We start from the raw sequence: 12,436 nt of genomic DNA, 5'->3' as shown, positions 1-12,436 counted from the left end.
TAGTTTATATGTGATGTTCATGATAGAGTCTCCTTGTGTTAGGTTAAACAATTTAATGGGTTGCTTTTCCACATTAGGGGGCTCTTTATTTACACAAAATAGGTATTTAAAGGTAATAGTTTATCAAACTGAATTTGCTCGTCGGAGTATGATTTCAACATGGAAGTTTTACAATCGCAAATCGCCTAAATATCAGTCGTTATGTGTTACTGCTCAAAATAGAGAGATTGTCTCATCCCTTTTTCGACAGGACGTGTGTATCAATATTTGTTAAATTTAAGTTTTTTGAATTGTGATTGCAGGTAAAATTGGATTAAAAAATAGTGTGTAAAAATATTTTGAAAGAAATCTCGCTAATATAATTATACTAATTAGGATTAAAAACATGAAATATGGATTGTATTTTCTATTTTTATATGGGACATTGTTTGGAAGCTCATTCAATTTAAGTGGGGACATTACATCAAATACAATTATTACTCAAGATACTGTTTTTGTAACTGGAAATGTAAACGTACTTTCTGAAGTTACTCTAGAGATTAAAAGTCCTTCTATTGTCATATTTATGAAAAGATATAAACTAAATGTAATGGGCAGATTGCTTGCCTTAGGGCAACCTGATAATAGAATTACATTTACAGCACACGATCCAGACATCGCCTGGTATGGAATACGATTCAAAGGTCCTTCAAATCTGGATAGCTCAAAAATAACGTTCTCAATAATTGAATACTGTATTGCCAGGGAAAACCAAGCCGCTAATGCTGATTCTGGAGGTGCTATATATATAAATAATTACTCTAAACTATTAATAAGTAATTGTATTATCAAAAATAATGAAGCAGGATATGGCGGGGCGATTTATTGTTATAACTCAAATGTCAAAATACTCAACAATGTGATAATAGAAAATGAGTCATATGTAGAAGGAGGAGCCATATATTCTATTAATTCTTCACCATATATAGAAGGAAATACTATTAAAAATAATTTTGCAGGTCCGGCCTGGGGAGGAGGATTATTTTTGAAAGGTGGTCAACCTGTTATAAAAACCAATTTAATTTCACATAACACCGGTGATTTTGGGGGTGGAGGTATTTTATGCTGGGAATCGAATGCCGAAATAATTGAGAATACCATTGTAGCCAATAGTGCTCCAGGTGGAGAGGGCGGGGCAATTCGATGCTACATGTCAAATACAAATATATATAGAAATAAGATATTCCATAATTCTGCTCAAAATGGAGGGGGTCTTTATTTTTATAGTTGTGATTTATTTAGTTTAAATAATAATCTTATTTACGAAAATAATGCGGAAGAAAATGGTGGTGGTGTCCTACTAATTAGATCAAATGGTAGTATCAATAATAATACTATTTATGATAATTCGGCCTCAAATGGTTCTGGAATCAGTTTATCACACTCCAACCCAAGGGTTGAAAACTCCATTATTGCCGATGGCTTCACATCTTCAACTCCCAGTTTAATACATCTTCAAAACAATGAAGCAGACCCATATTTCTTTTATAATAATATCCAAGGTTCTCTTGCCTCATTTACGGGCGATGGTTCCGGCAGCAATTATCTTACAACCAGATTTAAAAATAATATTGATTTTAATCCAAACTTTGGCGATTCCTTATTCCATTTATCGGATAGCTCATTATTGATTGATGCCGGGAATCCAAAATTTAGTTTTGATGCAGAACCAGATTATAATGGTAGAAGAATTAACATTGGTGGTTATGGAAATACAAATGAATCAGCAGTTTCAAATCCAGAATTAGTTTTTTCATTATCGATGATAAACTCAGATAGTTTGTCTTTGGAATATGGTGATACTGTTGATGTATGGATTTATAACTTAGGGATAACTCGCCTGAATATTGATTCACTTTATTTATCTTCAAATGATGGCTTTATGCTTATCTTTGATGATGATGGATTTATTATTTCAGGTGATAGTATAAAAGCATCAATTATTTTTTTCCCTAATGATGCGGGGTACTATTTTACAGAACTAATAATATTATCAAATGATCAAGATGAAGAAAAAGTAAATATTAAAATGTCTGGTTCATATTATTTAGAATCACCATTCCTTAAAATCATTAAAGATATCCCTGATGATCAGGGTGGTTGGGTAAAAGTTCAATTTGCACGGAGTGCATTCGATACAGATTCATTAATATTTCCAAAAACAAGCTCAACTGAATTTTATACAATTGAAATTAATGGCGGCTCAGGTTGGACTGCAGATGCAACTACAGCAGCTTATGGGAAATCACTTTACTCCGTATTAGTACCAACTACAAAAGACTCAACTTCTGAATCTGATGGATTGATATATTTTAGGGTTATTGCCGGAATGGAAGAAGGGAATTATGTTAGTCAGATTGATTCAGGTTATTCTGTTGATAACTTGAAGCCTTCAGTTCCAAATGGACTATTTGCTTCTATAATCGCCGAATCAAAAGTTAAGCTAAAATGGCTCCCAAATTCAGAAACTGATTTTAAATTCTATACAATTTATCGAAAAGTTAATTCTCAATTTGAAAGCATCCACCAAACTATAGATACTGTTTTTACTGACTTGACGGTACAAGTTGAGCAAAGTTATTCTTATGCGATTGCTTCCACCGATCACTCTGGAAATGAAAGTAGCTTATCAGAAGCCGTTGAGATAGTTGTTACAAGTTTAAATGAAGAATCTGTAATTCCGAGTAAATATTACTTAGCTCAAAACTACCCCAACCCTTTTAATCCAGAAACCACCATCATGTATGGACTTAAAAATGGTGGATATGTCGAGATAGTTATTTATGATGTACTTGGAAACAAGATCAAGGATTTAGTAAGTGGTTACAAAACAGCTGGGCATCACCAAATTACATGGGCAGGTGAAAACGATTTAAATGAAAAAGTGAGTTCTGGAGTTTTCTTTTACCAAATCATTACAAATGATTTCAAACAACACAAAAAAATGTTGCTACTCAAATAAATCAAAACTAACAAGGTATCAAACTGAATTTGCTCTTGGGAGCATGAATCAGGGTTCGCCTATTTATCAATCGCAAATCTTCTAAATTTCGTCGCTGGGAGTTGTGAGATTCAAACCCATCACAAAAACAACTCAATCTTTGGAATATTTAATCAACCGGCTTTGAATAAATGCAAAATATCAGCCGATAACGTTAGTGCCACCTTGTCCGTGTAAATACTTTATGTCTTGGAAAAAATCTATATGTTTATTTTGAAACATTAAAAATATGTGGTCCTTAGTAGTATTATCTGCCAAATTAAAATATCAATTTGACGTAAGGATTTTTTATATATATCTTTTAACATGTAATAAAAGTTAGACGATTCAATGCAAATATCCCGAAAAGATATAAGGTCATAATATGTCAAGTACAACAGCCCCTAAAGATAGCTTTTATTCCGATTTCCTGGGAGATCAAATAAGAGTACAAAAGGGGAATGTACGTTTTTCACTTATCTGGTTTATTATTTTGCTATTGATTGGTATTGTGGGCACTATACTTCTTTACAAAATAGTCAGCGAGATTCCTGATATTTTAAAAGTTGGGCCAAGCGTAATTTTAGCAGCAATTTCTTCCTTTCAGATCAAAACTATCATCGTAACACGGGAAAGAATCTCTGCTTTTCTATCATTAAAAATCCGTTTGGATAGTGCACAAGGCTTACCGGATACACAAATTGCGGCAGTTGAACAAATTGTAATTGATACTATCAAAGAAGTGGTTAAAAGATAATTAAGGAAAACCATGCAGAATAGAGAGCAAGAATTAAAAGAACTGTCTGCCCAAATAACCAGGAAAACAAAGCGTAGTGGTTTCTACTCCATTATAATTTCAGTTAGTGTGATCATTATAAGTACACTGTGGCTTGGATTTGTTATTTTGAAAGTACAAACGCTTAATAAAGAAGTAGAAGAGGCGGAAAAAAGAATTGGACAACTCTCACTGCTTAGAGATCAATTAAATGCATCCATTTCATATATTGATTCGCTTAATAAATCGAATAACCTACAAGACAATCCGCAAGATCCATCTATTGCTGATTTTACTACAAAAGCTCTTGTGAGCGTTGATAAGGATTATTCAATAGAGCAAGAATTCACTCCAACTATTGAAATTAAGAATAAATTAAACATTCTATTAAATAAACGCTGGAAAGAACAAGTTGCTGATATATTTAATAGCAAACTTGCAAATTACTATCCATTTAATAAAAATGGAACTGATGCATCATTGCAAGATTTCGAACAATTTTTCCGACCGGAAAGTGGAAAGTTTTGGCGTTTTTTTAATGATGAGCTCAGTCCATATTTGGTAAAACGGGGGAATACCTGGATAAATCAAGATGCAAAATCAGTCCTTAAGATTTCGCAAAGTGCCATACGTTTCTTTCAGAGAGCAGATCAAATCTCTAAACAGTTTTTTACTGATAATAAAATGCAACTTCAATTTGTTCTTATACCAAGAACCCGTATAGATTTAATCAAAAATTTTTGCCTCACAATAGATGGTAAGACTGATTGTTACAGAATGGGAATGCCAATACCGTATGACTATGTTTGGCCCGGACAAGGGATAAATAAAGGTGCCACATTACTTGTTGAGACAAATCAGGGTCGTGAAACAATTTTTGACTTTGCAGGAAATTGGGGCTGGTTAAGATTGTTAGACAAAGCAAAAATTCAAAAATTGAGCAATGATTATCAAATTTCCTGGGCATATAGCAATAACTCAGATAATGCAGAGATTACTTATCTGTTTAGAACAAACAAAACAGAGGTTCCGGGAATTAGAACACTATCACAATTTGAGGTCCCCGCTACTCTGAACTAATTATCTATTTGAAGATTAACCCGTTTCAATGTTTTATAGAACAGTAATTGTTCCACGTACAATCAAGGCCGCATCATCATTCCTTATACAGTTCATGAGTGATAAATAACATTAGAATAGGCAAAGTATGCAGAGAATACAGATTGCCGAATAACAGGTTATCAATTGCTTAAAACATGAGTCCAATTATAAAAAGAAAAAAAATCAATAACTGAAAAAAACATGATGGACTTCCTTTTAGGAAATGTCAATAGCATTAGCTTGGAACAATGGCAGGAAAGGTGAATTGGCAAAGGAAGGTATAGCAAGCCTTTGTCCGAAATCTCAATGTTAACCAGTTTGTCTATCTTGAAATATTATGATATTTTATATTATCGCATTATTATCAATTCTTCCAATAAAATCAATTTCTACTGAAACTCCAGAAATTAAATTCGGACAAAAATCATATATAAAAATCACACAATTAAATAAAAATACTCCTTCGAAATGTAAAATAGATTTCTGGGCTTTTATCCCTCCGGAAAGAAGAGTTTATGATACAGAAATATCTAATAAAAGGAATACAATTATTGACTTAGATATTAATTTCCCTAAACGTGCTTTAGTAACTATAGACACCTTACCGCGTTTTTCAGTTTATATTATTCCTGATGATACCTTGGAAATTATAATAGATTTTTCAAAAGACATTTTTGCAGATGCCATTTCGTTTAAAGGAGAAAACACATTACCTTCAAAATTTCTATTTAATAAACAAACACAATTCAAAAAGGGAAAATTAAGACTTCAGATTGCATCTGAAAAAATCCCCTTATTAGAAGTAAAAGCAAAAATGGATTCAATGACAAATGAAGAGATTTATTTTTTAGATAATTTCAACAAAAATCAAAAATTGCCTAATTGGTTTTATGTGAATCAAAAATGGTCATTTATTTATTGGAACGCTGACAGAAAAGCACTTGCCGCAAATTATCGGCGAGATGTATTAAAGTTTAAAGAAACAATTCCTGATAACTATTTTGATTTTTGGAAAGAACTTCCTTTTGTAAATATGGATGCAAAGTTAACATTTAATTATTATCAGTATATTAGCAGTTATTTTTATTATAATATTCTTCCAGATAATTATAAGTGGAAAGATAAAAAATCACAATATGAAGGAATTTTAAAATATTATCCTGCTTCTGCTTATGAACTCCTAAACACAGATTTGGCCGAGATTTTTTTATGTTATGAGTTTGGAAAAATTATCAATGATGGGTTTTTTGATCTATTTGATTCTGAGATAGAAAAAAACAAAAAATATTTTAAAAATCCAAATATATTAGAGATTTTGACAAATTTCAGAGAAAATAAATTTGCTCCAAAGGTAGGCGAACAAGCTTTTAACTTTTACTTACCAGATGAAAATAATCAATTTCATGAACTAAAAGATTTTCATAATAAAATTGTGTTACTAAACTTTTGGTTTCATGGATGCTCAGGATGTGTTATTGAAGTTCCATTTGAAAAAGAATTGATTAACAAATTTTCTAACAATGAGTTTGAAATAATAAATATCCATATGATTGACAATAAAGAAAGTTGGCTTTCCGGTCTAAAAAAATATCAACTTGATGGTGTGAATTTATTTGCTAACACCAATTGGATTCAATTACTCAGAAAAAATTATTCTATTTCAGGTTACCCTACTTATGTTTTAATTGATAAAGACGGTACGATTATTAACCCAAATTCTGCTCGTCCAAGCAAGGGTCTTGAAAAAGAAATAAAAAATTATATTAGCTATTAATAAAAAATGAATATCAAGGTTGTTAAAGTGAACCCTTACACAGATGGTGAATTGGAACCGGAAGGTATTATAAATAGATTGTTTAGAAGCCCATGTCACTTTTTTAAATATGGGCTTTTTATTTGCCCTTTTAAATTACAGTTTGTAAAAGCAGTTGTTTTTATATATGTTATTGGCGTTTCGTTTTACAAGTTCGGTGCAACCGGATAATACCATTCGGCTTATGGTGATTAAGAAGATATTTATTCTTTTCCTTCAAAAAACATAATTCTTTAACAAACAAAATAAGGAGAACTCCATGAAGACTCTTATAATTTTTGTTATTTCACTCACTATTTTTTCCTGCTCACAAACTACTGTTAAAAAATATACCATTGAACAATTCCATAAAAATACAAATATATGGGGCGGCTATTTTTCTCCCGATGAAACCAAGCTTTTAGTTACAAATAATGAAACGGGAATTTACAATGTCTTTGCTATTCCCGTCGATGGAAAAGCACCTGAACAATTAACCTTTTCAGAAAAAGAGTCTTATTTCGCAATATCGTATGTTCCGGATGGCAATGGATTTCTTTATTATGCAGATAAAGGCGGTGACGAAAATGATCATTTATATTGGGTGGACAAAGACAGGAAAACTTTAGACTTAACTCCGTTTGAAAACAGTAAATCCGGCTTTTTTAAATGGAGCCACGATGAAAAAAGTTTCTTTTATATTTCCAACAAACGCAATCCAAAATTCTTTGATTTATATGAGAAACAAATAATCGATTTTGCTGACCCAAATGCAAATACCTTAATTTATCAGAATGATAAGGGGTTTGATGTTTCAGCTATTTCCAGTGATAAGCGATATCTTGCATTAACAAAAAGCATTACAACAAGTAACAACGAACTTTATCTCTATGATATGCAAACGAAAGAGACGAAGCATATCTCAGAACACGAGGGAGATGCAGTTTATGAAGCTCAATTTTTTGATTTAGCAAATGAGAACCTGTATTTATTATCAAATGAAAACAGCGAGTTTACATACCTGGTAAAGTATAATATTAAAAGCGGAAACAAAGAGAAAATCTATGAGACAAATTGGGATGTCTGGTATGCGAAAACCTCTTTTAATGAAAAATACCGTGTTATTGGTGTAAATGAGGATGCAAAGACAGCAATCAGTTTAACAGATTTGAGTTCTAATAATCAGGTTGAATTACCGGTTATAAAAGGTAGTAGTATTTCATCTGTAAGTATTGGTAAAAGTGAAAAGCTAATGCGGCTTACGGTAAGCAGTTCTGTTACGACCAATGATATTTACTTCTATAACATTGAGACAAAAGAATTAAAAAGATTAACAAAAACTTTAAATCCAGATATAAATACGAGTGATCTTGTAAATGCAGAAGTGATTAGATTTAAATCCTACGATGGTACAGAGGTTCCGTGTATTTTTTATAAGCCTCATCATGCTTCCAAGTCAAACAAGGTACCCGCTTTAGTCTGGGTGCATGGCGGGCCCGGTGGCCAAACACGATTGAATTATTCAGCATTAATCCAGTATTTAGTAAACCAGGGATATGCAATCCTTGCAATTAATAACCGGGGCAGCTCCGGCTACGGAAAGACTTTCTATAAAATGGATGATTTAAAACACGGTGAGGCAGATTTGAAAGATTGTGTTTCCAGTAAAGATTTTTTAGCTGAAACGGGTTTTATTGATATGGAGAAAGTAGGTATAATGGGTGGTTCCTACGGTGGTTATATGGTAATGGCGGCACTGGCTTTTACTCCGGAAGAATTTGATGTTGGGGTAAATATTTTTGGAGTAACTAATTGGTTAAGAACTTTGAAATCTATACCACCACATTGGGAATCATTTAGGGAAGCTTTGTATGCGGAATTGGGTGATCCATTCTCAGATGATTCGACACGCTTATATAAAATCTCACCATTATTTCATGCTAAAAATGTAACCAAACCGCTCATAGTCCTGCAGGGTGCAAATGATGTTAGGGTTCTCCAAATAGAATCGGACGAAATTGTTGCGGCTGTTGAATCCAATAATGTCCCCGTTGAATACATTATATTTGAAGATGAAGGACATGGATTTTTAAAAACGGAAAACAAAATTGAAGGACATAAAAAAATCAGGCTCTTTTTGGATAAATATCTAAAACGGGTTAAGTCATGATAATAACATGATTCAGGAAAAGTTTCTTAAGTAATTTTTTGTTTTGAATATGATTCTATAGTTGAGTTTTAAAAGGTTATAATTCTTTTTCTTAAAGTGAAGCGAATAGTTTACAAGCATGGCAGAGAACAAAACCAAACCAACATCAGCATCGGTGGATGAATTTATTTCCGGGATTGAAAATGCGCGCCGTAAGGCTGATGCACTTACTTCCTTGAAAATGTATAAAGAAGTTACGGGTCTTGAGCCGGTTATGTGGGGCTCGTCAATTATTGGTTTTGGAACAACCCACTATGAATACGATAGTGGTCGCAAGGGTAAAGTACCGGCTGCCGGTTTTTCACCACGTAAAGCAAACATGACTTTTTATGTTGGCAATAAGTTCGAAGGCGCTGAAGAACTTTTCACTCGTTTGGGCAAACACAAAAAATCGGTTGCCTGCATTTATATCAATAAGCTTGATGATGTTGATCTTCAAGTTTTACAAGAAATTATTGCACGCGAATATGCCTGGACATTAAAGACCTCAAAAGTAAAATGAGCAAATTAAGGAGTGAAAATGATAGATATTGTTGAAGATTCCAATGAGCAACCTATTTGTCCACACTGCGAAAAAGCTGTAACCCGATTATTATCCAAGCAAATTAAAAGCCGTTTTGGCATCAGGTATATTTATTTTTGCGAACACTGCAAAAAAGTGCTTTCCATTTCCCAGCGTAAAGGATTTTGGATGGGGTAAACCCAAATCGTTTTCAAATATCTCTTCTTCAGATTAGCTGCTGTTTTTTTGTACTGCTTTGTGTCTTAACGCAACTTTTGCGTTATTTGATAATCTAAATTGAACTTCAACCGACTATTTGTTTGAAATTATATCCCTTAAAATCAGGAGGCCCCACCATGAAGAATAAACTAATCCTTTTTTCTCTTATTTTTTGTTTCACTATGCCAGCAATGGCCCAGGAACCATTCATTGGAGAAATTAAAATGTTTGGCGGCAATTTTGCCCCGCGCGGTTATGCCTTTTGCGATGGCCAGCTATTACCAATTTCCCAATATTCAGCACTTTTCTCAATATTGGGTACAACCTATGGCGGTGATGGCCGCACTACTTTTGGTTTGCCCGATCTAAGAGGCCGTGCACCAATTCATGAAGGCAATGGTCCCGGACTTTCAGATAGAAGATTAGGTCAAAAAGGTGGCCAGGAGAATGTTGTTTTAAACATCACCCAAATACCAAGCCACACCCATACAGCTCAGTTAAATGCAGATTCAACAGTGGCCACTTCCGATAAGCCGGAAAGTGGCTTGCTTGCCCGTAATGCAGGTTCTACACCGCAATATGGGGATACTGTAAACACGGCTCTAAATAGTGCGGCTGTCAAAGTATCTAATACAGGTGGAAATGGTGCGCACCCAAATATGCAGCCATTTATTACTATCAACTACATTATTGCCCTGGAAGGAATTTATCCATCACGTCCATAAAACCGAACGAGGTTATCATGCGAAAAATAAAAACGATTCTTTTAATGATCGTGATAATAGGGTTTTGTGGGTTGCCGTTTCAATTAGTCGCTCAAAATATAATTTGGGTCGAATCGGCTTTTGAAGCACCACGTTTAGTAAAAACAGCGGCAGACAGAAGCCAACTTTTATCGCAATCATTACCGGCAGGATCACTGCCTCAAAGTATTGTCTTTAACACAAATGAATCATCTTTTTACTGGAGCGGTCTTTCCTACATCAATGCAGGAATAAACAAAGTTTCTTCAGATTTCAGCGTTTCATCAGAAATTGTGAAATCACAATCTGTATTAAGAGGGATGGCGGTTGATCCGCTAAATAAAAAAATATATTGGATTTCGACCAATCTTGTTAACGGGCCAAAAATTTGGCGCGCCGATTTGGATGGTCAATCACCAAAAGTACTTATTGATTTTGGTCCGGCAAGTAATAACACGCCCCGTGCTATCAGCCTGGATGTTGATGCGGGAAAAATGTACTGGACAAATTTTGGTGCCGGTAAAATCCAGCGTGCGGATCTTCAGGTTGGCGCTTTGCAGGAAGATATTTTGGGTGGTTTGAATGGTCCTTCCGGTTTGGCTTTGGATATGGATTCAGGAAAAATGTACTGGACTGAAATGAATGGCGGTAAAATTAAATCGGCCGATCTTAATGGTGCGAATGATACTGTTCTTGTTCAAAACCTTTCCTCTCCTAATTCAATTGCTATCAATCGCCAGCTAAGTAAAATGGCCTGGACGGAAATGGGATCGGGCAAGGTTAAATCTGCAGCATTGGATGGCTCTAATATTTTTGATTATAATGTATCTGCATCAGCGCCAACCGCAATTTTAATAGAAGCCCCAATTGAACCAAGTGGTGATCTGGTTGTCATTCCTGCGGACACAACCATCCAGGTTCAAAATTATGTACAATTCAAATCTCAACTGGTAGACAGCTTTGGCAATTATTATAATATTTCAGCATCGTGGGATGTAACGCGGCGTTTGGTTGGGCCAATCACCCAGGATGGTTTGATATTCAGTTACTTCCCGGGGAAAGCTAATGTTATGGCAAAAGCCGATTCCATGGTTGCAAAAGCAAGTTTGACGGGTGTTGATACAACCATTGACAGCAGCGGTACAAATAAAATTAAATTTGTCAGAATATTTCCAAATGGAAATGTTAGAAATCCTAAGACTATTGATGAAGGCAAAAAATATGTGCTTGGTGGTTTACCGGATCCGTTCAATATAATTAATGGCACTATGTTATATTTCCCCAAAGGCAGTCTGCACGAGGATATCACCATAGAAATAAGATTACCCGAATTTGCAAAACTGCATGGAGACAGTATTGAATTTATTGAGAAAGTTGTCAATGGAATTCAGTTTGATGTTTTTGTGGGGGATTCATTAATCTCGCCATACTATTTTGATAAACCGGTAAGTATTGCATTGCCATTTAAAAGGGGAATTGTAAAAAGGCTTGGAATCCGTGTTGAAGATTTAGGACTATTTTATGCAACAGACAGCCTGAGTTTTGACAGCCTTGGAGTAAGCCATGTTATGGTCGATAGTTCTGATAACAGGATTTATGGGTTGGTTGAACATTTTAGTACATTGGTTGTAAGGGAAAACCTTGTGGTATCTTCCAGCAAAGCGGATGATGAAAAGAATACTGCACCGTCCAATTTTGAATTAAAACAAAACTATCCAAATCCGTTTAATCCAATTACGGTGATTAACTACCAAATTCCCAAACAGAGTGAAGTTGAATTATCCATCTTTAATACCCTTGGCCAAAAGGTGGCGACATTGGTAACAGAGAATCAGGCTGCAGGAACATACAATGTAACCTGGAATGCTTCCGGTTTTGCAAGTGGAATATACTTGTACAAAATTGAAACAAGTGGCGGTTTTAGTCAAACAAAGAAATTAATTTTATTGAAATAGTATCAAATGATACCATAGCTTGTCTTTTTAGAACATTTAATTGCCTAAAGGGATGAGCTCAATATACTGTTGAACGACGCGTTTAGACAAGCGTGTAATTAAAGAAATAGAATTAATATCA

General features: G+C 34.3%; 10 protein-coding genes. All 10 read left to right on the top strand.

Going from position 1 to position 12,436, the window contains the following annotated elements; translation table 11 throughout:
- The first annotated feature begins 385 nt into the window (after positions 1–385).
- The 10 genes from HND50_22285 (at position 386) to HND50_22240 (ending at position 12,315) form a co-directional block, all read left to right on the top strand.
- Positions 386–3,001 carry a T9SS type A sorting domain-containing protein gene (locus tag HND50_22285; GenBank protein ID NOG47981.1) on the top strand — a complete coding sequence of 872 codons (2,616 nt, stop codon included), beginning with the start codon at positions 386–388 and terminating at the stop codon, positions 2,999–3,001.
- Positions 3,002–3,404: 403 nt separating this feature from the next.
- On the top strand, positions 3,405–3,776 hold the full coding sequence (locus tag HND50_22280) for a hypothetical protein (GenBank protein ID NOG47980.1): 372 nt from the start codon (positions 3,405–3,407) through the stop codon (positions 3,774–3,776).
- A gap of 12 nt (positions 3,777–3,788) precedes the next feature.
- On the top strand, positions 3,789–4,874 hold the full coding sequence (locus HND50_22275) for a hypothetical protein (protein NOG47979.1): 1,086 nt from the start codon (positions 3,789–3,791) through the stop codon (positions 4,872–4,874).
- A gap of 358 nt (positions 4,875–5,232) precedes the next feature.
- A complete protein-coding gene (locus HND50_22270) occupies positions 5,233–6,669 on the top strand; it encodes a TlpA family protein disulfide reductase (protein NOG47978.1) in 1,437 nt (478 codons plus the stop codon).
- A gap of 27 nt (positions 6,670–6,696) precedes the next feature.
- Positions 6,697–6,879 (top strand): hypothetical protein, encoded by a 183-nt coding sequence (locus HND50_22265; protein ID NOG47977.1) that lies wholly within the window; start codon positions 6,697–6,699, stop codon positions 6,877–6,879.
- A gap of 88 nt (positions 6,880–6,967) precedes the next feature.
- On the top strand, positions 6,968–8,857 hold the full coding sequence (locus HND50_22260; GenBank protein NOG47976.1) for a S9 family peptidase: 1,890 nt from the start codon (positions 6,968–6,970) through the stop codon (positions 8,855–8,857).
- Positions 8,858–8,975: 118 nt separating this feature from the next.
- On the top strand, positions 8,976–9,398 hold the full coding sequence (locus HND50_22255; protein NOG47975.1) for a DUF1801 domain-containing protein: 423 nt from the start codon (positions 8,976–8,978) through the stop codon (positions 9,396–9,398).
- An 18-nt stretch (positions 9,399–9,416) separates the two neighbouring features.
- On the top strand, positions 9,417–9,596 hold the full coding sequence (locus tag HND50_22250; protein NOG47974.1) for a hypothetical protein: 180 nt from the start codon (positions 9,417–9,419) through the stop codon (positions 9,594–9,596).
- 212 nt (positions 9,597–9,808) lie between these two features.
- Positions 9,809–10,342 carry a phage tail protein gene (locus tag HND50_22245; protein NOG47973.1) on the top strand — a complete coding sequence of 178 codons (534 nt, stop codon included), beginning with the start codon at positions 9,809–9,811 and terminating at the stop codon, positions 10,340–10,342.
- Between the two features lie 17 nt (positions 10,343–10,359).
- Positions 10,360–12,315: a T9SS type A sorting domain-containing protein gene (locus HND50_22240; protein NOG47972.1), complete on the top strand. Its 1,956-nt coding sequence runs from the start codon at positions 10,360–10,362 to the stop codon at positions 12,313–12,315.
- The last annotated feature ends 121 nt before the right edge of the window (positions 12,316–12,436 follow it).

It is taken from the genome of Calditrichota bacterium (assembly GCA_013112635.1).
GTDB lineage: Bacteria > Calditrichota > Calditrichia > Calditrichales > J004 > JABFGF01.
The sequence above is the reverse complement of the archived record's forward strand: the minus strand, read 5'-3'. Positions and strand labels throughout refer to the sequence as shown.